Genomic DNA, 22,562 nt, shown 5'->3' on the forward strand with positions numbered 1-22,562 from the left:
AATTCGCATGCACACCAAGACATCCGAAGAGATCATCCCACTCCGGCCCGACTCGGGCGGCTCGGCTGCCTACGGACAGGAGACCGTCGTCCCCGAACTGTTCGGGGACAAGGAGGTCGGACTGATCCGCAACGTGACCGCGCCCGCCTTGACCGTGCACCGGCCCGACCCGGCGCGAGCCACGGGGACGGCCGTGATCGTGTGCCCGGGCGGGAGTTTCGTCACGCTGACCCACGGCACCGGCCGTGCGATCGCGAAGGCCATTGCCGCCCAGGGGCATACCGCGTTCGTCCTGCGCTATCGCCTATTGGCGACGCCGCCGCGGGACGCGGATTTCCTCGAGCACTGGGCGACCCACTATTCGATGGACGACATCAAGGCGCAGTCCTACACCGCGACGGCCGACGGCGGCAGCGCGGTCGGGTTCGTCCGGGCCCGGGCGGCGGACTGGGATCTCGACCCGCACCGCATCGGCATCCTCGGTTCCTCGGCGGGTGGTCTGGTAACCGTCGGCGCCGCAACGACATACGACGAAGCCCACCGCCCGGACTTCGCGACCGTCCTGTATCCGCCCACCTGGCACGAATACACCGTCCCCGCCGACGCTCCCCCACTGTTCGTCACGTTCGCCGCCGACGATCCGGACGCGGGCGTCGTCGACGGCAACCTGGGGCTCTATCGTGCCTGGCGCGCCGCGGATCGTCCGGTCGAACTGCACGCCTACGCCGCGGGCGGCCACGGTTTCGCCATGGCCGCGCGCGGCCTGCCCTGCGACTCCTGGCTGGACCGCTGGCACGACTGGCTCGGCTCGCTCCGCCTGCCCTGATCGTCTACGCGGTGGCGTCCGGCCCGATCCACTGGGCGAAGAGGCGATCCGTTGCGCCCGTGGCGATCTGGGCACCCAGCCAGGCGTTCAACGCGAAGCCCAGGCACGGATCGTCCTTGCGCACCAGCATGATCTTGCCGAACGAGTCGAACGGTTGGTCCGGATGCAGGACCTGCAGGCCGGGATGCTGCCGGACGCGATAGCGGCCCTCCACGGCATCGGTGACGAAGACGTCCGCACGGCCCTGCTCGATCTCGTCGAAGATGGTGCGGTTCTCCGGCCAGAGGGTGAGCTGGGCGTCGGGGAAGTGCCTGCGGGCGAATTCCTCGTTGGTACCACCGCGATTGGCGATCACCCGGACGCCGGGGCGATTGATCTGCTCGATGGTCGCGTACTCGGTCTCGGTGCCGCGCCGGGTGATCGGCGTCTTCCCGTCGGTGCCGTAGGTGATCGAGAAATCGGCGAACGCCCGGCGCGCGGGCGCGTCGGAGATGCCGCCGACGGCGATATCGCAGTGCAGCGCGGCGAAATCCGTCTTCAAGCTCGCCCAGGTCAGCGGGACGAATTCGATCGGACGGCGCATCGCGTCGGCGAAACCGCGGGCCAGATCGATGTCGACGCCGCGATAGCCACCCTCGGTGGTCGCGTACGGCGGGTAGTCACCGGGGGTGCACACGCGCAACTCGGGTGCTCGGGCGACGGCCGGAACGGCCGGGGCGACAAGCAGACCCGCCGCGAGCACCGCACCGGCGCGGGCCACGAGCCGAAGCAGCCGGCCCCGGTCCGTGGTCCGTGTGCGCCTGCGCATCCGGCTCACTTCTCGTTGCGCGCCTTGGGGAATCGGGTCTGCCGAGCCACCCAGCCCGCCATCTGCGCCCAGTGGCTGCGCCGCGGGGTGACGATCGAGGTCAGCTCGCGCTCCCATTCGTCGGCCTCGGTGAGGCCGTCGACGGTGGCGACGAGTTCCTTCGCGGTGGCCATATCGTCGACGACGCGGTCGCCGAGGATGCCGTCGGCGCCGACCAGGGTCACCCGCACGCCGATCCGGCCGATCGGTTGCAGGACCGCGGTGGCCGAACCGTCGTGATCGGCGACGAAACCCTTGACGGACTCCACGAGGGCGCCCGACAACTTCACTGGAGCCGTGGCGGCATGAGCACTCATGCTCCGGAGTTTACCGGCCAGTAGGAAACGGTCCAGCCCTTCGGGTGTAGAACGGATCTCATGCGCGCCATTCAGGTATCCGAGCACGGTGGTCCCGAAGTCCTGCACTACGTCGAGCTGCCCGACCCGCAGATCGACGCCGACCAGCTGCTGGTGGACGTGCAGGCGACCGGCATCAACTTCATCGACACCTACATCCGGACCGGCCGCTACCCCCAGGATGTGCCCTATGTGCCGGGCTCGGAAGCCTCCGGTGTGGTCGCCGAGGTCGGCGCGAACGTCACCGAGTTCGCGGTCGGTGATCGAGTGGCGTGGGCGAGCGCGCCGGGCAGTTACGCCGAACGCGTCGCGGTGCGCGCGGACGTCGCGATCAAGGTGCCGGACGGCGTCGAACCGCCGGTTGCCGCGTCGGCGCTGCTGCAAGGCATGACCGCGCACTACCTGCTCGAATCCATCTACACCCCGGAACCCGGGGAGACGGTGCTGGTCCACGCGGGCGCGGGTGGCGTCGGGCTGATCCTGACCCAGCTCGCGGTGGCCCGTGGCGCACGCGTCATCACGACCGTCTCCTCGGATGCCAAAGAGAAGCTGTCCCGCGAGGCAGGCGCCACCGACGTGCTGCGCTACGACGACGATCTCGCCGAGGAGGTCCGCACGCTGACCGACGGCGTCGGCGTGGCCGCGGTCTACGACGGTGTCGGCGCGTCCACCTTCGAGGCCAGTCTGCGCTCGCTGCGCGTGCGCGGCATGCTCGCCCTGTTCGGCGCGGCCAGCGGTCCGGTGCCCCCGTTCGACCTGCAGCGTCTCAACGGCGCGGGCTCGCTCTTCGTCACCCGCCCCAGCCTCGCGTTCTACACCCGCGACCGCGCCGAATTGCTCTGGCGCGCCACCGATATCTTCACCGCGATCGCCGAAGGCAGCCTGCAGATCCGGATCGGCGCCACCTACCCGCTCGCCGAGGCCGAACAGGCGCATCGCGATCTGGAAGCGCGCAAGACCACCGGATCGATCGTCCTGCTCCCCTGACCGGGATCAGTAGTCGCGGCCGGTGAGGCCGCGGTAGATGAAGCGGGTCAACCCGTCGACGGCCTGCCGGTCGGTGAGTTCGACCGTGCCCTCTTCCACCGCCTGGAGCAGGCCCGTGGTGAGCAGGAACATCATGGCCAGACTGGCGTCCGGGGTACTCGGCAGAGTCGGTCCGCCGGGCCCGAAACCGTCCAGGTGGTCGGCGATGTCGCGGCGCTGCTGAATCGCGAATTGCCCTGCCTGCCTGGCGAATTCCTCGTTGACCAGGGCCGCCTGCTGCATCGAGCGGAAGACCGCCCAGTGCTGCCTGGCCGCGGCCCAGTACTGCTCCACATGGAAATGGATCGCCGCCGGATCGGTGAAGTCCGGATTGTGGTCCGGGCCTTCGGCCGTCACGTCGCCTTGCGTCGCCACGTCGTTCAGCAGCGCCTGGAGTAGCTCCTCCTTGCCCGCGAAGTGGTTGTAGAACGAGCCGGCCGCGCGATTGGCGGCCGTCGTGATGTCGGCGATCTTGGTGTTCAGGTAGCCGCGCTCGGCGAACAGCCGCAATGCCGCGGCCTTCAGCGCGTGCTCGGTTTCGGCCGACTTCTCCTTGCGACTCATCGACACCCGCACCCACCTCCTCTTGACAGGCAACCTACCAACTCCAATACTGAATCCACATTCATTGAATCTCAATTCACCCTTGGAGGAAGCGTGCCCGAACAGGTGCTCATCGCAGGCGCCGGCCCGACCGGACTGACCCTCGCCATCGACTTGGCCCGCCGCGACATCCCGGTACGGATCGTCGACCAGGCCACCGAGTTCTTCGCCGGCTCGCGCGGCGACGGCATCCAGCCGCGCACGCTCGAGGTGTTCGACGACCTCGACGTGCTCGACGCGGTGCTCGCGGCGGGACGATCGGCGCCGACCATGCGGGTCCATCTCGGCGGTGACTTCATCGGCGAGCGGATCATGCGCGCGCCGGTCGACCCGACGCCGGACGTCCCTTACCCCAACGCCTGGATGCTCGGCCAGTCCAGGACCGAGGCGATCCTGCGCGATCGGCTCGCGGAACTGGGCGTACAGGTCGAACTCGGCACCGCGCTGGCCACTTTCACCCAGGACGCGGCCGGCGTCACCGCGACCCTGGGCCGCGACGGCGGGTCGGAGACCGTGCGCGCGGCCTATCTGGTCGGCGCCGACGGCGGTCGCAGCACGGTGCGCAAGACGCTCGGCGTCGCGTTCGAGGGCTCCACCGACGAGTCGATCCGGATGCTGCTGGGCGACGTCCGCGCCGACGCGCTCGACCACGAATTCGGCTACTGGTTCGCGGCGGCCGACCGGCCGATGGCCGGAATCGCACTGTCCCCGTTGCCCGGTGGACGGCAATTCCAGTTCGCCGCCCCGCTGGACGACGACGCCGCACCGACCCTCGCGGTGCTGCAGGAGTACCTCGACCGCTACTCCGGGCGCACCGACGTCACGCTGACCGACCTCACCTGGGTCACCGTGTGGCGGCCGAATGTCCGGTTGGCCGAACGATTCCGGGACGGCCGGGTGTTCCTGGCCGGTGACGCGGCACATGTGCACCCGCCGACCGGCGGGCAAGGATTGAACACCGGTATCCAGGACGCATACAACCTCGGCTGGAAGCTCGCGGCCGCGCTGCGCGGGGACGAATCACTGCTGCACAGTTACGAATCCGAACGCCGCACGGTCGCGGCCCGGGTGCTCGGCGTCAGCTCCGCACTGCTCGACAAGCTGAAGGACGGCGCCGAGGACGCGATGGAACGCGGCCCGGAGACCCAGCAATTGGATATCAGCTACCGCGATCCGGCCGCGCACGGGCCGCTCGTCCCCGGCGATCGCGCGCCCGACGCGCCGCTGAAAGACCTGGCGGGCAAGCCGATTCGCCTGTTCGACCTGTTCCGCGGTCCGCACGCGACCGTGCTGTGCTTCGGCGAAACCGGTGCGCTGCCCGCGATTGCGGACGCCCAGGTGTATGCGGTGGTCCGGCCCGGGACCGCGGCGCAGGGGCGGCACGTCATCGATGTGGAGGGCCACGCGTTCGCCGCGTATCACGCGCTCGACGGCACCCGGATCACGGTCCGGCCGGACGGTTACCTCGGTCGCCGCGCCTGAATCGGCCTCAGCCGAAGAAGCTGCCGACCGTATCCCAGCCGAGCACCGAATCGACCGCGAGACCGCAGAACACCACGGCCAGATAGTTGTTCGACTGCAGGAACAGCCGCAGCGGCTTCACCGACTCGCCGCGCCGTACGCCTGCGTACAGCTGGTGCGCCATGAGCAGGAACCACGCGCCGGCCACCAGCGCGACGGCGGCGTAGACCACGCCGGTGGCGGGCACCAGCGCCAATGTGGTGAGCACGGTGAGCCAGGTGTAGATGACGATCTGCTTGGTCACCGCCTGCTCGGTGGCCACGACCGGCAACATCGGCACGCCCGCCGCGCGGTAGTCCTCCTTGTAGCGCATGGCCAGCGCCCAGGTGTGCGGCGGCGTCCAGAAGAAGATGACACCGAACAGCGCGATCGCGGGCCAGCCGATGCCGCCCGTCGCCGCGGACCAGCCGACCAGGGCGGGCATGCAGCCGGCCGCACCGCCCCACACCACGTTCTGCGAGGTGCGGCGCTTCAGGCCGAGGGTGTAGACGAAGACGTAGAACAGGATCGTCGCGACCACGAGCGCGCCGCTGAGCAGGTTCGCCTGCCACCACAGCCAAGCGAACGAGGCCAGGCCGAGCACGACGCCGAACACGAAGGCGTGCGAGGTGGGCACCGCCTCCCGGGCCAGCGGGCGCTTCGCGGTGCGCTTCATCACCTTGTCGATATCGGCGTCGGCGACGCAGTTCAGCGTGTTCGCGCTCGCCGCGCCCATCCAGCCGCCGAACAGGGTGACCAGGATGAGCCGGATATCGATGGTGCCGCGGTCGGCGAGCAGCATCGTCGGGATCGTCGCGACGAGCAGCAATTCGATGACGCGCGGCTTGGTGAGCGCGATGTAGGCGAGCACTCGTCGCAGCACTCGGGACGGCAGGCCCGGTCCGGTGAACCGTTCGGTCAGCACCGTCGGAGCGGAGCCGTGCGCGCCATTGCCACCCGGCTGTTGCCCAATCCGCACTGTTTCTCCTCGCACGCTGTGCATCGCCTCCGGCATGGACCAAGCAGCGCGCGCGTTTCCCGCTGTGCTGGATGCGCGAGACCTGGACATACGTCCGCCTCGGCGCCCCTACAGCCGATGCGGCGCGGCTACTACTACAGAGGATGGTAGACCCCCACCGACCCCGCCCCCTCCAGAGCCCCAAGCAACCGCACCCGAATTGTGGTCCACCACACGATGGATCGCCGCGCCCGCGCGGCAAATAAACACAGGGTTACTCGTATGCCGCTCATGGGGCACATCTAGGGTGGTTGGGTACACACCCGGTATGCACACCGTCGCTGCCGCGCGTTCATCGCCGCCAGCAAGCCGCCGTCGACGAAACCAATGTCAGGAGAACCTCGGTCGTGTCAGTCACAGACGACATCCGCGCCCTCACTCAGCCGAACCACCCGGACGACTGGACGGATCTGGACACCAAGGCCGTCGACACTGTCCGAGTGCTTGCCGCCGACGCGGTGCAGAACGCCGGGAACGGGCATCCCGGTACCGCGATGAGCTTGGCGCCGTTGGCGTATTCGCTCTATCAGCGCACCATGCGGATCGATCCGAGTGATCCGTCGTGGGTCGGCCGGGACCGTTTCGTGCTGTCCTGCGGGCATTCCAGCATCACCCAGTACATCCAGCTCTACCTGGCCGGTTTCGGTCTGGAGCTCGATGATCTGCAGAACCTGCGCAAGTGGGGTTCGCTCACGCCGGGTCACCCCGAGTTCCGGCACACCGACGGCGTCGAGATCACCACCGGCCCGCTGGGTCAGGGTCTGGCTTCCGCGGTCGGTATGGCGATGGCCGCGCGTCGCGAGCGCGGCTTGTTCGATCCGAGCGCCGCGCCGGGTACCAGCCCGTTCGATCACTTCATCTATGTCGTCGCGTCCGACGGTGACATGGAGGAGGGCGTCACCTCCGAGGCGTCGTCGCTGGCGGGCACCCAGCAGCTCGGCAACCTCGTGCTGATCTACGACGACAACAAGATCTCCATCGAAGACGACACCACCATCGCGTTCACCGAGGATGTCGCCAAGCGCTACGAGGCGTACGGCTGGCACGTGCAGGTGGTCGAGGGCGGCGAGGACGTCGTCGCCATCGAGGGCGCGCTGGCGGCCGCGAAGGCCGAGCTGGATCGCCCGTCGATCATCATCCTGCGCACCATCATCGGCTACCCGGCCCCGAACAAGATGAACACCGGTGCCGCGCACGGCGCCGCGCTGGGCGCCGAGGAGGTGGCCGCCACCAAGAAGGTGCTCGGTTTCGATCCGGAGCAGACCTTCGAGGTCGCGCCCGAGGTCATCGCGCACACCCGCAAAGCGGTCGAGCGTGGCCAGGCGGCGCACGCGCAGTGGCAGCAGCAGTTCGACCGGTGGGCGCAGGCCAACCCGGCCGGCAAGGAGCTGTTCGACCGGCTCGCCAAGCGCGACCTGCCGGCCGGCTGGGCCGCGAATCTGCCGACGTACGAGGCGGATCCGAAGGGCATGGCCACCCGTAAGGCGTCCGGCAAGGTGCTCGCCGCGCTCGCGCCCGTGCTGCCGGAGCTGTGGGGCGGCTCGGCCGACCTGGCCGAGTCCAACAACACCACGATGCCCGACACCCCGAGCTTCGGCCCGGAGTCGATCTCGACCGGTATGTGGAAGGCCGATCCGTACGGCCGCACGCTGCACTTCGGTGTGCGCGAGCACGCGATGGGCGCGATCCTGAACGGCATCGCGCTGCACGGCCCGACCCGGCCGTACGGTGGCACCTTCCTGGTGTTCAGCGACTACATGCGCCCCGCGGTCCGGCTGGCCGCGCTGATGCGCGTGCCCGCCATCTACGTGTGGACGCACGATTCGATCGGCCTCGGCGAGGACGGTCCGACGCATCAGCCGATCGAGCACCTCGCCGCGCTGCGCGCGATCCCCGGCCTGAACGTGGTACGCCCGGGTGACGCGAACGAGACCACCTACGCGTGGCGCACCATTCTCGAGCGCGACAGCAGCGAGCACACCTCGCACTTCTCCGTCTCCGAGCCCGCGCACCAGGACGGTCCGTCGGCGCTCGCGCTGACCCGCCAGGATCTGCCGATCCAGGAGGGCACCAGCTTCGAGGGCGTGGCCAAGGGCGGCTATGTGCTCGCCGAGGCGTCCACCGGCACGCCGCAGGTGATCCTGATCGCCACCGGTTCGGAGCTGCAGCTCGCCGTCGCGGCCCGCACTACGCTGGAGGAGCAGGGCATCGGCACCCGCGTGGTCTCGATGCCGTGTGTGGAGTGGTTCGACGCGCAGGACAAGGCGTACCGGGACGAGGTGCTCCCGCCGTCGGTGGGTGCGCGTGTCGCGGTCGAGGCCGGTATCGCGATGCCGTGGCACCGGTTCGTCGGTGACGCGGGCGAGATCGTCTCGATCGAGCACTTCGGTGCGTCCGCCGATTTCAAGACCCTGTTCCGCGAGTTCGGGATCACTGCCGAAAACGTCGTTGCCGCCGCGCAGCGCACACTCGAGAACGTGAAGGGATAAGCGCTCATGGCACAGAACGAGAATCTCGCCGCCCTCTCCGCGGCAGGCGTGTCCGTATGGCTCGACGACCTGTCCAGGGACCGGATCCAGTCCGGCAATCTCGCCGAGCTGATCGCCACCCGCAGCGTGGTCGGCGTGACCACCAACCCGACCATCTTCCAGGGCGCGCTGAGCCAGGGGCACGCCTACGACGGACAGCTGAAAGAGCTTGCCGCCCAAGGCGCCGACGCCGACGCCGCGATCCGCATCATCACCACCGACGACGTGCGCTCGGCCTGTGACGTGTTCACCGAGGTGTTCGAGGCGTCCAACGGCGTGGACGGCCGGGTCTCCATCGAGGTCGATCCCCGCTTCGCGTTCGACGCGGACAAGACCGTCGCGCAGGCCATCGACCTGTGGAAGACCGTCGACCGGCCGAACCTGTTCATCAAGATCCCGGCCACCGAGGCGGGCCTGCCCGCGATCAGCAAGGTGATCGCCGAGGGCATCAGCGTGAACGTCACGCTGATCTTCTCGGTCGCGCGCTACCGCGCGGTGATGGGCGCCTACCTCGACGGTCTGCGCAGCGCCAAGATCGCGGGCCACGATCTCGGCAAGATCCATTCGGTGGCTTCGTTCTTCGTGTCCCGGGTGGACACCGAGATCGACAAGCGGCTCGAGGCGATCGGCACCGAGGAGGCGCTGGCCCTGCGCGGACAGGCCGGTATCGCCAACGCCCGCTTGGCCTATGCCGAATACCAGGACGTGTTCGACGGCGGCAAGCACACCTCGACCTACAACCACCTGGGCGCGGCGGGCGCGAACCGGCAGCGGCCGCTGTGGGCCTCGACCGGCGTGAAGAACCCGGAGTACTCCGACGTCATGTACGTCACCGAGCTGGTGGGCAAGAACACGGTGAACACCCTGCCGGAGAAGACGCTCAAGGCCGTCGCCGATCACGGCGCGGTCCGGGGCGACACGGTCAGCGGCACCGCGGCGCAGGCCCAGGAGGTCTTCGACAAGCTGTCCGCGGCCGGGATCGACCTCGACGACGTGTTCCAGGTGCTCGAGACCGAAGGCGTGGACAAGTTCGAGAAGTCGTGGGGCGAACTGCTTTCCGCCACGACCGAAGAGCTCACCGCGGCCGGGAACAACTGACCCGATGGCCGGCCCGAAAACTCAGACCTGGCAGAACCCGCTGCGCGACGAGCGGGACAAGCGGGTGCCGCGCATCGCGGGCCCGTGCAGCATGGTGATCTTCGGTGTCACCGGTGACCTGTCCCGGAAAAAGTTGATGCCGGCCATCTACGACCTCGCGAACCGGGGGCTGCTGCCCCCGGGTTTCGCGCTGGTCGGCTTCGCCCGGCGCGACTACGCGGACGAGGACTTCGCCGAGGTCGTGCTCGACGCGGTGAAGGCGCACGCGCGCACACCGTTTCGGCAGGAGGTGTGGGATCACCTGGCCGAGGGCATCCGCTTCGTGCAGGGCTCCTTCGACGACGACAGCGCGTTCGCCACGCTGTCCGACACCTTGGCCAAGCTGGACAAGGATCGCGGCACCGGCGGGAATCACGCCTTCTACCTGTCGATTCCGCCGAACATGTTCCCCGTGGTGCTCGATCAGCTCTCCGAACACGGTCTCGCGCAACCGTCCACGACCGACGCGGCGGGTCGCAAGCCGTGGCGGCGGGTGGTGATCGAGAAGCCGTTCGGGCACGACCTGGAAAGCGCCCAGGAGCTCAACGCGCTGGTCAACCGGGTGTTCCCGGAGGAGACGGTGTTCCGCATCGACCATTATCTCGGCAAAGAGACGGTGCAGAACATCCTGGCGCTGCGCTTCGCCAACCAGCTCTACGATCCGATCTGGAACGCCAACTACGTCGACCATGTGCAGATCACCATGGCCGAGGACATCGGATTGGGCGGGCGCGCAGGCTATTACGACGGCATCGGCGCCGCGCGCGACGTGATCCAGAACCATCTGCTGCAATTGCTCGCGCTCACCGCGATGGAAGAGCCGATCAGCTTCCAGCCCAAGCAGTTACAGGCCGAGAAGATCAAGGTGCTCTCCGCCACCAAACTCGTCGAGCCGCTCGACGAGACGACGGCGCGCGGACAGTACGCCGAAGGCTGGCAGGGCGGCGAGCACGTGGTGGGCTTGCTCGACGAGGAGGGTTTCGACCCGCAGTCGCGCACGGAGACCTACGCCGCGATCACCCTGGAGGTCGACACGCGCCGCTGGGCGGGCGTGCCGTTCTATCTCCGTACCGGAAAACGCTTGGGCCGCCGGGTCACCGAGATCGCGGTGATGTTCAAGCGCGCGCCGCACCTGCCGTTCGACCAGACCATGACCGAGGATCTCGGGCAGAACGCGCTGGTCATCCGGGTGCAGCCGGACGAGGGCATCACCACCCGGTTCGGGTCGAAGGTGCCGGGGTCGAGCATGGAAGTGCGCGACGTCAACATGGATTTCAGCTACGGCGAGGCGTTCACCGAATCCTCCCCCGAGGCCTACGAGCGTCTGATCCTCGATGTGCTGCTCGGGGTGCCGTCGCTGTTCCCGGTGAACGCGGAGGTCGAATTGTCCTGGAGCATCCTCGATCCGGTGCTCGAGCACTGGTCCACCGAGGGCAAGCCCGAGCCCTACGAGGCGGGCACCTGGGGTCCGGCCTCGGCCGACGAGATGCTCGCCCGCACCGGGCGGGAATGGCGGCGGCCATGATCATCGATATGCCGGACACCACCACCGGCGAGGTCACCAAGCGGATCGTGCAGCTGCGCGAGAGCAACGGCGTGATCACCATGATGCGGGTGCTCACCCTGGTGGTGTGCACGCTGGACAGCTCCGAGGCCGAGGACGCGATCGACGCCGCCAACGACGCCAGCCGCGAACACCCTTGCCGGGTCGTCGTTCTCGCGCGCGGTGACCGGGAGGCCGAAACCCGGCTGGACGCCCAGATCCGGGTCGGCGGCGACGCGGGCGCGGCCGAGGTGATCGTGCTGCGGTTGCAGGGCGAGCTGATCAATCACGAGAGCAGCGTCGTCATCCCATTCCTGCTGCCGGACACCCCCGTGGTGGCCTGGTGGCCGCGCGGGGCCCCGGAGTTCCCGTCCAAGGACTCGGTGGGGCGCTTGGCGACTCGGCGCATCACCGACGCCACCTTCGCGGCCGATCCGCAGGCGACGATCAAGAAGCGGCTGGAATCCTATTCCACCGGCGATACCGATCTGGCGTGGAGCCGGATCACCTACTGGCGCGCGCTGCTCGCCGCCGCGCTGGACGAACCGCCGTACGAGCCGGTCGAATCGGTGCTCGTGTCCGGGCTGCGCAACGAACCGGCCCTGGACATCCTCGCGGGCTGGCTCGCCATCCGCCTGGACTGCCCGGTGCGCCGTCGCTCCGGCGCGCTCAAGGTGGAGATCCACCGGCCGTCGGTGTCCGTCGCGATCGAACGCCCGCAGACCGGGCGCACCGCGACGCTGACCCGCACCGGCGACCCTGACCAGCGAATTGCCTTGGCCCGCCGGGAAACTCGGGACTGCCTCGCGGAAGAGCTGCGTAGACTCGACGCCGATGAGATCTATGCAGAAGCTCTCGCCGGAATCGAGAAGGTGACCTATGAGTGAAACCGGAACGCAGGACAACGACACCTCCGCCAGCGACACCGTCGAGGTCCACGTGGACACCGACTCGCTGGTCGCCGCCGCGGCCGCCAAATTCGTCGACGTCGTGCTCGCGGCCCAGGCCGCCCGCGGATCCGCCTCCGTGGTGCTGACCGGTGGCGGCACCGGCATCGGCCTGCTCGAGGTGGTGCGCAAAGCGCCCGGCGCCATCGACTGGTCCCAGCTCGACGTGTTCTGGGGCGACGAACGATTCGTGCCCGCCGCCGACGGTGAACGCAACGACCTGCAAGCCCGCCAGGCCCTGCTCGACCATGTCCCGGTCGATCCGGCCCGCGTGCACCCGGTCGCGGCCTCCGACGGCGAATATCCCGACCCGATCGAGGCCGCCGCCGAATACTCCGCCGCGGTCCACGCCTACCTCGCCGAACACGGCGCCTTCGACCTGCACCTGCTCGGCATGGGCGGCGAGGGGCACGTCAACTCCCTGTTCCCCGCCACCGACGCGGTCCGCGAAGACCACGAACTCGTTGTCGCCGTGACGGATTCGCCCAAGCCGCCGCCGGTCCGGGTCACCCTCACGGTCCCCGCGATCCGCCGCACCCGCCACGTCGTCCTGGTCGTCGGCGGTGCCGCCAAGGCCGAGGCCGTCGCCGCCGCCATCGCGGGCGCCGACCCCGTCGACATTCCCGCCGCAGGTGCCGTCGGCCTCGAATCCACCACCTGGTTGCTCGACCAGCCCGCCGCCTCCGCCCTCCAACTCCCCGACTGAGGTATCGCACCCCGCCGTCCCCGGACGGCGGGGTTCCGGCATGCTCCGTTCCGTGGGCGCATGATGCTCGGCGGTTGCCGCGCAGGTTCCGGCGCCGCGCAAGTTTCCGCGCCGCGCAGGTTTTCGCGCCGCGCGAGCGTGTCGGTCGAAGGACACGCGCGCGGCACCACAAAATGTGCGCGGGACATCGAATGCGACTCGCCTACGGCGCTGTACAGCGTGGCGCCATCACGAGCCTAGCGCGCCCTCCTGGCTGCATATCCGGCGTTATGGTGCAGCGGCAGGAAAAAGTTCGGCGGGATCGGGGATGGCGCGCATAATCGTCGGCGGTGGGGATACAGTGGGGCCGTGAGCGAGCGGGAAGCTGTTTCCGGGGCGAGTCCGGGCAAGATTCTTGACGAACGGTTTCGGGCGGCCGTCACCGCATTACCTCCGGGGGTGCGCCGCGCAGTGGGCCTCGAGGTGGCACCGGGCATCAGCGGGGTCACCCTGCTGGAACTGTTCGAGTCCCAGGCGACGAGCAGGCAGCTGGATCTGGCCGCGCGTCAACTAGGAGCGAGCAAGCGGGGGTATTACAGCATCGGCTCGTCGGGGCACGAAGGAAACGCGGCGCTCGGATCGGCGCTGCGCGTGGACGATCCGGCGCTGCTGCACTATCGGTCGGGCGGCTTCTTCGTCCAGCGCGCCCGGCGCGTACCCGGCCTCGACCCGATCCGGGACGTCCTGCTCGGCGTCGTCGCGGCGGCCGCCGACCCGATTTCCGGTGGGCGGCACAAGGTTTTCGGCAGCAAGGCCGCGAGCATCATCCCGCAGACCTCCACCATCGCCTCGCATCTGCCGCGCGCGGTAGGTCTCGCGTTCGCCATCGATCGTGCGGCGCGACTGGGCATTTCGAGCGAATGGCCGTCGGATGCGGTGGTGCTGTGCAGTTTCGGGGACGCCTCGGCCAATCACTCCACCGCGACCGGCGCGATCAATTCGGCGATCCACACTGCGCGGCAAGGAGTTGCGCTGCCGCTGCTGTTCCTGTGTGAAGACAACGGCATCGGCATCAGCGTGCCCACTCCCCCGGACTGGATCCTGCAGGCGTACGGATCACGCCCCGGCCTGGCGTATTTCGACGCCGACGGCTGCGATGCCGTCGACGCGCTGACCACCGCGAGCGCCGCCGCCGACTGGGTCCGGGAGCATCGCAAACCCGCGTTCCTGCGGCTGCGCACCGTGCGCCTGATGGGTCACGCCGGCTCCGACGTCGAGGCCGCCTACCGCAAACCCGCCGACATCACCGCCGACCTGCTCCGCGATCCGCTCGTGGCCACCGCCCGCCTCCTGGTTTCCGCGGGCGTCGCCACCCCCACCGAACTCCTCGACCGCTACGACGCCATCGCACACCGCGTCACCGCCACCGCCGAAGCGGTCTGGCGCGAACCCAAACTGGACTCCGCCCCCGCCGTCATCGCTCCGCTCGCCCCCACCCGCCCCGATCGCATCCGCGCCGACGCCCGCCGCACCACCACGGTCACTCCGAGCACGAAAGCTATTGTGGGCGGCGAAGAGCCGGTGACACTCGGGCTCGCGGTCAATCGCACGCTGGCGCGGTTGCTGGCGCGGGACCGGGATGTGCTGGTGTTCGGCGAGGACGTCGGGCGCAAGGGTGGGGTGTACGGGGCGACCAAGGGGTTGCAGAAGCAGTTCGGGCGGCGCCGGGTCTTCGACACGCTGCTCGACGAGCAGAGCGTCCTCGGCACCGCGCTGGGTGCCGCGCTGGCCGGATTCGTGCCGATTCCGGAAATCCAGTATCTGGCGTATGTGCACAACGCGGCCGATCAGTTGCGCGGCGAAGCGGCCACCCTGTCGTTCTTTTCCGCTGGGCAGTACCACAATCCGATGGTGGTGCGGATCGCGGGCTACGCCTACCAGAAGGGTTTCGGCGGGCACTTCCACAACGACAACTCGATCGCCGCACTGCGCGATATCCCCGGCGTCGTCGTCGCGTCCCCGTCCCGCGCCGACGACGCCGCCGCCCTGCTGCGCACCTGTGTGTCTGCGGCGCGCGTCGACGGCCGCGTGTGCGTCTACCTCGAGCCGATCGCGCTGTACCACACCCGCGATTTGTACGAGGCGGGCGACAACGGTTGGCTCGCACCGGTTTCCGACACCGAGCACGTCGATATCGGCCGCGCCCGGGTGTACGGCGACGGCACCGATCTCACCATCGTCAGCTTCGCCAACGGCGTCCCGATGAGCTTGCGCGTCGCCCGTCGCCTCGCCGCGCGCGGCATCCACGCCCGCGTCCTGGACCTGCGCTGGCTCTCCCCTCTCCCCGTCGACGACCTCCTCCGCCATGCCCGCGCCACCGGCCGCGTCCTCGTCGCCGACGAAACCCGCCGCAGCGGCGGCGTTTCCGAATCCGTCTACGCCGCCCTCCTCGACGCCTCCTTCGACGGCCGCCTGGCCCGAGTAACCAGCGAAGACACCTTCATCCCCCTAGGCCCCGCCGCCGACACCGTCCTACTCGACGAAACCAAAATCGAAACCGCCGCAGGCAAACTCCTCGCAGAGTAACCACGACATCTACACCCTTTCTCGGGACTTACACCCCCTCTGAACGCTCAGAACGGGTGTAGATCCCGAGAAGGGGTGCGGATTCGCGCGGCTTGCTCGACGTGGCCGTCGGCAGGCGCGCGGCGGGCACGGGCCAGGGCCGCGCGGACGCGGCCGGCGACCTGGTCGGAGTCCAGGTCCGACCAGGTCCATCGGACGAGCTGAAACCCGCAGGCCCGCATGGCATCTTCGCGGACCTTCTCCGCGAAGACCACGTCACCGGCATCTTGCCCCGGATGGAGCAGGCGACCGTATTTCACGCGGCCGTCGAATTCGCACAGCACGCCGGTGCCTTCGAAATAGAAGTCGACGCGCCCGAGGAAATTGCCGTCGCCGTCGAAAACGTTTCCCTGCGAGGTCGGATCGGGCAGACCCGAGCGAGCCAGCAGTACCCTACTGCGGGATTCGCCCGCGCTCTCGGTGCGCCCGTCCAGGAACGCGATCACTCGTTTGGCGGCCGCGATACCGGAACGCGACTTCGCCTGTTCGAGCTCGACTGCAAGCTCGTCGTCAGATAGACCGAAGTCGCGCAAGAGCATGTCGCCGGTGACAACCGCGGATTCGAACGGCAGCGTACGTGCGAGATCGACCACCGTTCGAGCAGGCGTTGTGACCAGCAGCCCGTCGACCTCGGCGACGGCATCGAGCGGCGCACAATGGATTTTGACGTCCGATTTGACGCGGCCACCGGTCCGCCGATCCCGAGTAACGTTGACTTTGTCGAGCGGCACGCGCCACAGCGGCGCGGCGTACACGACGGCAGCGGATTGATGGCTGATCGCAGTTCCCTGCGCAGCAACGGATGCGACAGCATCGATCAGAGTGCGATGCCTGCCGATCGGATCCAATTCCCGATAAGTCGCGCGATCGACATACGCACCGCGCCTGAGACGGCACCAGTCACCGCCGGAGTAGCGCTGCCGGATCTCTTCGTCGCTCAGCCCACGCCGCAGTTCGACACTTCGCCGATGCACACCCACCCGATCCATGCCCCATACTCACCCCGCGCCACACCCCCACCCCACCCGAACCCCACCCGATGTGCACAACCCGCGCCTGTGGATAACCACGACATCTACACCCTTTGTCGGGACTTACACCCCCTCTGAACGCTCAGAAATGGTGTAGATCCCGGGAAGGGGTGCGGATTTCGGGGTTCACACGTGGACGGGGAAGGTGGCGAGGTCGTTTTGGGTGAGGACGGGGAGGTTGCGGATTTCGGTGAGGGGGACGGCGAGGCGCAGGTTCGGGAAGCGGGCGAAGAGGGCGGGGAGGGCGACGCCTGCTTCGAGGCGGGACAGGGCGGCGCCGGGGCAGATGTGCGGGCCGTGCCCGAAAGTCATGTGGCGGTGCGCGGTCGGTCGGGTGAGGTCGAAATCGTCGGAGTCCACACCGTGTACGGCGGTGTCGCGGCCGATGGCACGGTAGGACATGACGACTCCGTCGCCCTTTTCGATCACCGTGTCGCCGACGGTAATGTCTTCGGTGGCGAAACGCATCAGCAGGTGGGTGACGGGGCTGTCCCAGCGCAGCGTTTCCTCCACGGCCGCTTTCCATTCGAAGTCGCCGCCGCGGACCTTGGCGAGCTGTTCGGGCCGGGTCAGCAGGGCGCGCACGGCGTTGAGGATGAGGCCGACGGTGGTTTCGTGCCCGGCCGCGACGAGCGCCTTGAGGTTGCCCACGACTTCTTCTTCGGTGAGCGGCTCGCCGCCGTCGTCGGCGAAGATCAGCGCGGTGGTGAGGTCGTCGGTGGGGTCGGCGGTCTTCTTGCGCACCAGATCGGTGTAGTAGGAGTCCATTTCGTCGATCACCCGTAGTCGCTCGTCCTGCGGGGTGAGCAGCGAGAAGAACGCCTTGTACCAGTCCAGCAGCATGGGATGGTCGGCACGGTCCACGCCCATCAGCTCGCTGACGACGCGCATCGGCAGCGGGTAGGCGAACACCTGCTTGAGGTCGACCACCGCGCCGTCGGCGCCCGCGGCCTCGAGATCGTCGAGCAGTTCAGCGGTCAGCCGCTCGATCACCGGCCGGATGTCTTCGAGCCGCCGCGGCGAGAGCGCCTGGGTGGTTTTGATCCGCAACCGTCGATGCTCGGCGCCGTCCACGGTGAACATGGAACGCCCGGCGTCGATCATCCCGATCAGCGGCCACTGCCGGGTCACCACCCCCGAGTTCCACAGCGACCAGCCGTTGATGTCCTTGATCAGCCGCGGATCGACGAGCAACTGCCGGGCGACGGCGTGTTCGGTGACGGTCCAGGCGGGCACGCCGAGCAGTTCGATGCGGGTGATCGGGCCCGCGGCCCGCAGGTGTGCGGTCTCCCCGTCCAGGTCACCGACCATGGGATCGATGGCGAATGGGCATGTTTCCGTCACGGGGTACCTCCAACTGCACGAACTGGTGTGAATCGAACCGGCAAGGACGTCATGCCACGCAGGAAGGCCGACGGCCGCCGGACCAGGTTCTGCGCGGGCACCATGAGATCGATGTCGGGCAGCCGGTCGAGCAGCACCTCGATGCTGGTCCGCGCGATGATCTCGGCCAGTTGCTGAGCGGGGAACGGGCAGCGGTATTCGCCGTAACTGAACGCGAAGTGCGCGCTGTTTCCCGCGTGTGCCGTCGCCGCGCCGTCGGCGAGGTGCTGGCGCACGTGCGGGTCGGCGTTGGCCGCGGCGAGCCCGAGCAGCAGCATGTCGCCGGATCGGATCACCTTGTCCGCCAACCGGGTATCCCGAGCGGCCCAGCGTCCGGCGAGGATCTGCGTCGGGGTGTCCTCCCACAGCACCTCGTTCATCGCCTCGCCGATGCTGCGACGCCCCCCGCCCAGCGCGGCCGCGAACCGGTCGTCGGTGAGCATCAGACGCACCGAGTTGCCGATCCAGTCGGCGGTCGGCAGGTGGCCCGCGGCGGTGACCGCCATGAGGTCCTGCACGTATTCCTCGTCGGTGAACTGCCCGGGGTGCGCGAGCATGCGCGACACGAGATCGTTTCCGGGCCTGGCCTTTTTGGCAGCGAGCACCTGCATCATCTGCTCGTAGTAGCGGCCGTACGCGGCTTGCGCGTCGGCGCCACCGTCGGCGAGGGCCTTCATGCTCCACGCGAGCCGCGGCCCGTCCTCGTCCGGGAACCCGAGCACCCACGCCAGTGCGAGCACGGGCATCAGGACCGCGAACTCGGCGACCAGGTCGGCTTCGCCGCGGCCACAGAAGCCGTCGATCAGCCGGTCCGCCAATTCCTCACAGGTGCGGCGCAATTCGAACGGATCGACCGAATCCAGCGCGGGCTCGACCATCGCCAGATGCCTGCGGTGCTCGGCGCCCGCGGTGAAATAGATCGACGGTCGCGGCTGGCCGACCATCGGCAGCAGCGGCCAGTCCTCCGGAATGTTCGGCCATTGGTTCCACAGGCTGACATCGCGCGGGAACAGCTCCGGGTCGCTGGTCACCTGATGCAGTTCGCGGTAGCCGATGACCAGCCACGCGGGCACGTCACCAGGCAGCTCGACGGCGACCACCGGCCCGTGTTCGCGGCGCATCTCGCGATACAGATGCTGCGGATCGGTGTGGAAGCGCGGACCGCTGAGCGGGACGGCGGACTGCGGCTGCACGGGGCAGCCGCCGAAACCGGCGGACGCGGCGCTCGGACTGGTCATGAGGCGGTCTCCGCTCGCGGTGCGTCGGCGTAGATGTGCTCGACCAGGGTGATCAGCACCTGTTTGCTGGATTCGCGGGAGCGCGCGTCACATTCGACCAGCGGCACGTGCGGGTCGAGGTCCAGCGCGTCGCGCACCTCGTCTGGGCGCGAGGGCCCGCCGAAGTTGTTGCACGCCACGATGAATCGAGTCCGTTGCGCTTCCAGCCGGTCGATGGCGTACCAGGAGTCGGCGATGCGGCGCTGGTCGACGAGCACGATCGCGCCGAGCGCCCCGGTGAACAGCCGGTCCCACAGGAACCAGAACCGTTCCTGTCCGGGCGCGCCGAACAGATACAGCACGTTCTCGGTGTCGATGGTGATCCGGCCGAAGTCGAAGGCGACCGTCGTGGTCGACTTGCCCGGCGCGCCGCTCGGGTCATCGATCCCGACGCCGGCGTCGGTCATCGTCGCCTCGGTGTCGAGCGGGCGGATCTCGCTGACCGCGCGGACCATGGTGGTCTTGCCGACGCCGAAGCCGCCGACGATGACGATCTTGAGTCCCTGGCGGGTCGCGCTGTGCAACGGTGCGTCGGCGCGGGCGGGTCGGGGGTCAGAGATTGCGGAGTCCAACGAGCACCTTCTCGAGGGTGGTGGAGTCTGGCACGGCATTCCACGGCGCGTCCGGCAAGCCGGGGCCGATGTTCGGATGCCGGACGGTGATCTTGCCCGCGTACAGCAGGTCCGAGAGCAGAATGGTCGCGATGCCGACCGGCAGCCGCAGTTCGGCGGCGATCTCGACGACCGCGGTCGGGGCCCGGCACATGTCGAGGATGGCCACGTGCTCGGACTGCATGCCCGGCGTCGGATCGCATTCGCTGACCACGAGCGTCACCAGGTCGAAGCTGTCGGAGTCGGGTTTGCTGCGTCCCCCGGTGAGCGTGTAGAGCCGGTCGGGGTCGTCGTCGCGGCCGGGCCTGTTCACGACACGCTCGCCCCTGTACTAGCCCACCCCTGGTCGGCTTCGCCGCCCTGCCGTCCCCCGGTATTCGCCCACCCCGGATCGGCTTCGCCGCTCGGCCGTCCCCCCGGATTGCGCGGCGCCGACGCGAGGTGGTGACCCAGTTGCTCGACCAGTTCGCGCATGTTGTGCCCGACCAGGCCCGCGTCGGCGTCCTCGGCGGCGACGACCGCGATGTGCGCGGCCAATCCCGCCTCGACGATGAACAGGATGCCGCCGTAGAACTCGGTCATCGACTGCCGTACACCCCCGCGGCCGTCACCGAACTCGACCGACGCGCCGTGCGAAAGACTTTGGATGCCCGCGGCGATCGCGGCGAGCTGATCGGCTTTGTCCATCCCGAGTTCCGGGGTGTGGCAGATCTTGAGTCCGTCGCCGGACAGCAGCAGCGCGTGCCTGGTGCGCGGGGTGCGAGCGAGTAGCTGCTCCAACAGCCAGCTGAGTTGGGACGGCACAGACGTGGTCATCGATCGTTCTCCACGGCAACGGTAGGGGACGGGGAAGGTGTTGCGGCGGCGGCGCTTTCGCCGTCACGCCCGGCGATCGCGCGCTGGAAGGCACCGAACGCGGCCGGGCTGGCCGCGGGCGCGGGCGCCGCTGCGGACGCGCCGGGCTCGGGTAGCGAGAGCCCGGCCGGATGCACCGCGGCCAGGGTGCTGCCGCGGCGCCGCTTCGGTAGGCCCATGCTGGTGACCTCGGCGGTCGGCGCGGGAGCGGTCGCGACGGCGGCCGGTTCGCGCTCGGTGGCCGGCTCCGCGAGCGCCACCGCCTGCGGGGCGGTTCGAGGGGCCGGCACCGCCGGCAGCGACGGATTGGTGGCGGGCGCCGACGGCTGCGAACGATCCACGCGCGCAGTGAGATCCCGCGGCACCACCACGACCACCGCCGTGCCGCCGATCGCGGAGGGCCGGTAGGACACGGTGAGCCCGTGCTTGCGCGCGAGGTGGCCGACCACCGCCAGCCCGAGCCGGGTACCGCTGAGCGAGGACAGGTCCGCCGAACGTTGGCCGCGCCCGTCGGGCCCGGTCACCGACACGGTCTGTTCGGCACGCCGCAGCGCCGATTCGCTCATCACCAGGCCGCTGTCCTCGATGGTGAGCACCACGCCCGCGGGCACTTCGGCGGCGTATACGTGCACCTCGGTGGTCGGCGGCGAGAAGTTGCACGCGTTGTCGAGCAGTTCGGCCAGGGTGTGCATGATGCCCTCGGCGGCGTGACCGGCGATGGCGATCTCGGCGATCGCGCGCAACCGCACCCGCTGATAGCCCGCGACGCGGCCCATGGCGCCGCGCAGAATGGATTCCATCGCAATGGGTTTGGCCCAGCGCCGGCCGGACCGCGCGCCGCTGAGCACGGCGATGCTGTCGGCGAGGCGCCCGGCCTGGGCGGTGCGGTGGTCGAGTTCCAGCAGGTCGGCGAGGACCTTCGGGTCGGCGTGCCGGTGTTCCATCTCGCGCAGTTCGGCGAGCATGCTGGTGGTCATCGCCTGCATCCGGCCCGCGGCGCCGGCGAACGCGGCCATGGCGGCGGAGCGGCGGTTCTCGTTGTTCTTCGACTCCCAGGCGTGCGCCTCGGCCGCGTTCTCGGCGGCCTGGACCCGCGCGGTCGCCGTCGCGGTGAGCGCGGCCGCCTCGCTGGTCGCCCGCCGGGCCACGCCCCGATAGTGCACGGCCGCGGTGCACGCGGCGCACAGCAGGAGGGCGGCGACGACCGCACCGATGGCCAGCGGGACGCGAAAGTCGCTCGGCGCGAAGTACACCGCGACCACCACCGCGACCGACGTGACGGCGGCGCTGCCGAACAAGGCCAGCAGCGGCATGCGCTGACGTCGAACGACAGGTTCCCGACGCTCGCCTTCCGGCGCGTTCAATGACTGTGACAAGTTCCGTACTTCCGCACTCACGTTCACCAAAAAGGCATGTCGCTGAACGCCCGACCCCCTGCTGCCAGTTCGGGCTGAACCAAATGTACAGATTGCCAAGCACTTCCGCATCTCGACCGTAGTCACCCGGCACATGGCGCATGCGGTGGCGCACGATAGTTGTATTCTATTGCGCTACTTTATTTTTCAATCAGGCACCGACTACTGCGCGAACGTTGTTGTTCGCCGAGCGATCTCGGCGCGCACCGTGCATTTGTTCGCGCGACGACCGCGCCCGGCCGCTCGAGTCCCCTGCACAAAAGCCTCGCCTGCGCCGCCTGTCCCCGCGCCCTGTGCTCGTCGGCGCGATGACTCGATGCCCGGATTCCGCCGATTCCGGATTGGACCG

20 protein-coding genes are annotated in these 22,562 nt (G+C 68.9%); 9 read left to right on the forward strand and 11 right to left on the reverse strand.

What is annotated here, in order from left to right:
• Window positions 1–7 precede the first annotated feature (7 nt).
• Window positions 8–826 carry an alpha/beta hydrolase gene (locus tag NVU01S_RS28825; RefSeq protein ID WP_052280525.1) on the forward strand — a complete coding sequence of 273 codons (819 nt, stop codon included), beginning with the start codon at window positions 8–10 and terminating at the stop codon, window positions 824–826.
• A gap of 4 nt (window positions 827–830) precedes the next feature.
• On the opposite strand, the gene NVU01S_RS28830 is transcribed toward NVU01S_RS28825, so the two are convergent.
• Window positions 831–1,634: a transporter substrate-binding domain-containing protein gene (locus tag NVU01S_RS28830; protein WP_052280526.1), complete on the reverse strand. Its 804-nt coding sequence runs from the start codon at window positions 1,632–1,634 to the stop codon at window positions 831–833.
• A 5-nt stretch (window positions 1,635–1,639) separates the two neighbouring features.
• Window positions 1,640–1,990: a hypothetical protein gene (locus tag NVU01S_RS28835; RefSeq protein WP_029892701.1), complete on the reverse strand. Its 351-nt coding sequence runs from the start codon at window positions 1,988–1,990 to the stop codon at window positions 1,640–1,642.
• A 60-nt stretch (window positions 1,991–2,050) separates the two neighbouring features.
• Here NVU01S_RS28835 and NVU01S_RS28840 point away from each other — a divergent pair, with 60 nt between their 5' ends.
• Window positions 2,051–3,016: a quinone oxidoreductase family protein gene (locus NVU01S_RS28840; protein WP_063048184.1), complete on the forward strand. Its 966-nt coding sequence runs from the start codon at window positions 2,051–2,053 to the stop codon at window positions 3,014–3,016.
• Window positions 3,017–3,022: 6 nt separating this feature from the next.
• Here NVU01S_RS28840 and NVU01S_RS28845 read toward each other — a convergent pair whose 3' ends face one another.
• Window positions 3,023–3,619 (reverse strand): TetR/AcrR family transcriptional regulator, encoded by a 597-nt coding sequence (locus NVU01S_RS28845; RefSeq protein WP_042258969.1) that lies wholly within the window; start codon window positions 3,617–3,619, stop codon window positions 3,023–3,025.
• Window positions 3,620–3,712: 93 nt separating this feature from the next.
• On the opposite strand from NVU01S_RS28845, the gene NVU01S_RS28850 reads away from it, so the two are divergent.
• Window positions 3,713–5,140: an FAD-dependent monooxygenase gene (locus tag NVU01S_RS28850; protein ID WP_043682263.1), complete on the forward strand. Its 1,428-nt coding sequence runs from the start codon at window positions 3,713–3,715 to the stop codon at window positions 5,138–5,140.
• A gap of 7 nt (window positions 5,141–5,147) precedes the next feature.
• On the opposite strand, the gene NVU01S_RS28855 is transcribed toward NVU01S_RS28850, so the two are convergent.
• Window positions 5,148–6,137, reverse strand: a complete 990-nt coding sequence (locus NVU01S_RS28855; RefSeq protein ID WP_042258886.1) for a heme o synthase — start codon at window positions 6,135–6,137, stop codon at window positions 5,148–5,150.
• A gap of 386 nt (window positions 6,138–6,523) precedes the next feature.
• Here NVU01S_RS28855 and tkt point away from each other — a divergent pair, with 386 nt between their 5' ends.
• The 6 genes from tkt to NVU01S_RS28885 all read left to right on the forward strand — a co-directional run bounded on the left by tkt (window position 6,524) and on the right by NVU01S_RS28885 (window position 15,602).
• Window positions 6,524–8,665, forward strand: a complete 2,142-nt coding sequence (gene tkt, locus NVU01S_RS28860) for a transketolase (RefSeq protein WP_043682260.1) — start codon at window positions 6,524–6,526, stop codon at window positions 8,663–8,665.
• Window positions 8,666–8,671: 6 nt separating this feature from the next.
• Window positions 8,672–9,802, forward strand: coding sequence for a transaldolase (gene tal / locus NVU01S_RS28865; protein ID WP_043682256.1), 1,131 nt, complete (start codon window positions 8,672–8,674; stop codon window positions 9,800–9,802).
• Between the two features lie 4 nt (window positions 9,803–9,806).
• The gene (gene zwf, locus NVU01S_RS28870; protein ID WP_043682253.1) at window positions 9,807–11,366 is read left to right on the forward strand and encodes a glucose-6-phosphate dehydrogenase; all 1,560 of its coding nucleotides are present in this window, start codon (window positions 9,807–9,809) and stop codon (window positions 11,364–11,366) included.
• Window positions 11,363–12,271, forward strand: a complete 909-nt coding sequence (opcA, locus tag NVU01S_RS28875; protein WP_014986390.1) for a glucose-6-phosphate dehydrogenase assembly protein OpcA — start codon at window positions 11,363–11,365, stop codon at window positions 12,269–12,271. The genes zwf and opcA overlap by 4 nt, the downstream gene beginning before the upstream one ends.
• Window positions 12,264–13,037 (forward strand): 6-phosphogluconolactonase, encoded by a 774-nt coding sequence (gene pgl / locus NVU01S_RS28880; protein ID WP_052281406.1) that lies wholly within the window; start codon window positions 12,264–12,266, stop codon window positions 13,035–13,037. Before opcA ends, pgl begins: the two co-directional genes overlap by 8 nt.
• Window positions 13,038–13,385: 348 nt before the next feature.
• Complete coding sequence (locus tag NVU01S_RS28885) at window positions 13,386–15,602, forward strand: thiamine pyrophosphate-dependent enzyme (protein ID WP_043682251.1); 2,217 nt, start codon at window positions 13,386–13,388, stop codon at window positions 15,600–15,602.
• Window positions 15,603–15,649: 47 nt separating this feature from the next.
• Here NVU01S_RS28885 and NVU01S_RS28890 read toward each other — a convergent pair whose 3' ends face one another.
• The 7 genes from NVU01S_RS28890 to NVU01S_RS28920 form a co-directional block, all read right to left on the reverse strand.
• Window positions 15,650–16,489 carry a type IV toxin-antitoxin system AbiEi family antitoxin gene (locus tag NVU01S_RS28890; protein ID WP_244467553.1) on the reverse strand — a complete coding sequence of 280 codons (840 nt, stop codon included), beginning with the start codon at window positions 16,487–16,489 and terminating at the stop codon, window positions 15,650–15,652.
• Between the two features lie 309 nt (window positions 16,490–16,798).
• Window positions 16,799–18,016: a cytochrome P450 family protein gene (locus NVU01S_RS28895; protein ID WP_043682245.1), complete on the reverse strand. Its 1,218-nt coding sequence runs from the start codon at window positions 18,014–18,016 to the stop codon at window positions 16,799–16,801.
• Complete coding sequence (locus NVU01S_RS28900; RefSeq protein WP_043682243.1) at window positions 18,013–19,293, reverse strand: cytochrome P450; 1,281 nt, start codon at window positions 19,291–19,293, stop codon at window positions 18,013–18,015. The genes NVU01S_RS28895 and NVU01S_RS28900 overlap by 4 nt, the downstream gene beginning before the upstream one ends.
• Window positions 19,290–19,904, reverse strand: coding sequence for a GTP-binding protein (locus tag NVU01S_RS28905; RefSeq protein ID WP_043682240.1), 615 nt, complete (start codon window positions 19,902–19,904; stop codon window positions 19,290–19,292). Before NVU01S_RS28905 ends, NVU01S_RS28900 begins: the two co-directional genes overlap by 4 nt.
• The gene (locus tag NVU01S_RS28910; protein ID WP_029903214.1) at window positions 19,885–20,256 is read right to left on the reverse strand and encodes a DUF742 domain-containing protein; all 372 of its coding nucleotides are present in this window, start codon (window positions 20,254–20,256) and stop codon (window positions 19,885–19,887) included. The genes NVU01S_RS28905 and NVU01S_RS28910 overlap by 20 nt, the downstream gene beginning before the upstream one ends.
• Complete coding sequence (locus NVU01S_RS28915) at window positions 20,253–20,759, reverse strand: roadblock/LC7 domain-containing protein (protein ID WP_082032467.1); 507 nt, start codon at window positions 20,757–20,759, stop codon at window positions 20,253–20,255. The genes NVU01S_RS28910 and NVU01S_RS28915 overlap by 4 nt, the downstream gene beginning before the upstream one ends.
• Window positions 20,756–22,111: a sensor histidine kinase gene (locus NVU01S_RS28920; RefSeq protein WP_043682237.1), complete on the reverse strand. Its 1,356-nt coding sequence runs from the start codon at window positions 22,109–22,111 to the stop codon at window positions 20,756–20,758. Before NVU01S_RS28920 ends, NVU01S_RS28915 begins: the two co-directional genes overlap by 4 nt.
• Window positions 22,112–22,562: the final 451 nt, after the last annotated feature.

It is taken from the genome of Nocardia vulneris, from assembly GCF_001613425.1.
GTDB classification, from domain to species: Bacteria; Actinomycetota; Actinomycetes; order Mycobacteriales; family Mycobacteriaceae; genus Nocardia; species Nocardia vulneris.

Coding starts and splice junctions, on each gene's coding strand:
- NVU01S_RS28825 (WP_052280525.1), top strand. CDS start 8: ATGCACACCAAGACATCCGAAGAGATCATCCCACTCCGGCCCGACTCG.
- NVU01S_RS28830 (WP_052280526.1), bottom strand. CDS start 1,634: ATGCGCAGGCGCACACGGACCACGGACCGGGGCCGGCTGCTTCGGCTC.
- NVU01S_RS28835 (WP_029892701.1), bottom strand. CDS start 1,990: ATGAGTGCTCATGCCGCCACGGCTCCAGTGAAGTTGTCGGGCGCCCTC.
- NVU01S_RS28840 (WP_063048184.1), top strand. CDS start 2,051: ATGCGCGCCATTCAGGTATCCGAGCACGGTGGTCCCGAAGTCCTGCAC.
- NVU01S_RS28845 (WP_042258969.1), bottom strand. CDS start 3,619: ATGAGTCGCAAGGAGAAGTCGGCCGAAACCGAGCACGCGCTGAAGGCC.
- tal (WP_043682256.1), top strand. CDS start 8,672: ATGGCACAGAACGAGAATCTCGCCGCCCTCTCCGCGGCAGGCGTGTCC.
- zwf (WP_043682253.1), top strand. CDS start 9,807: ATGGCCGGCCCGAAAACTCAGACCTGGCAGAACCCGCTGCGCGACGAG.
- opcA (WP_014986390.1), top strand. CDS start 11,363: ATGATCATCGATATGCCGGACACCACCACCGGCGAGGTCACCAAGCGG.
- pgl (WP_052281406.1), top strand. CDS start 12,264: ATGAGTGAAACCGGAACGCAGGACAACGACACCTCCGCCAGCGACACC.
- NVU01S_RS28900 (WP_043682243.1), bottom strand. CDS start 19,293: ATGACCAGTCCGAGCGCCGCGTCCGCCGGTTTCGGCGGCTGCCCCGTG.
- NVU01S_RS28915 (WP_082032467.1), bottom strand. CDS start 20,759: ATGACCACGTCTGTGCCGTCCCAACTCAGCTGGCTGTTGGAGCAGCTA.
- NVU01S_RS28920 (WP_043682237.1), bottom strand. CDS start 22,111: ATGCCGCTGCTGGCCTTGTTCGGCAGCGCCGCCGTCACGTCGGTCGCG.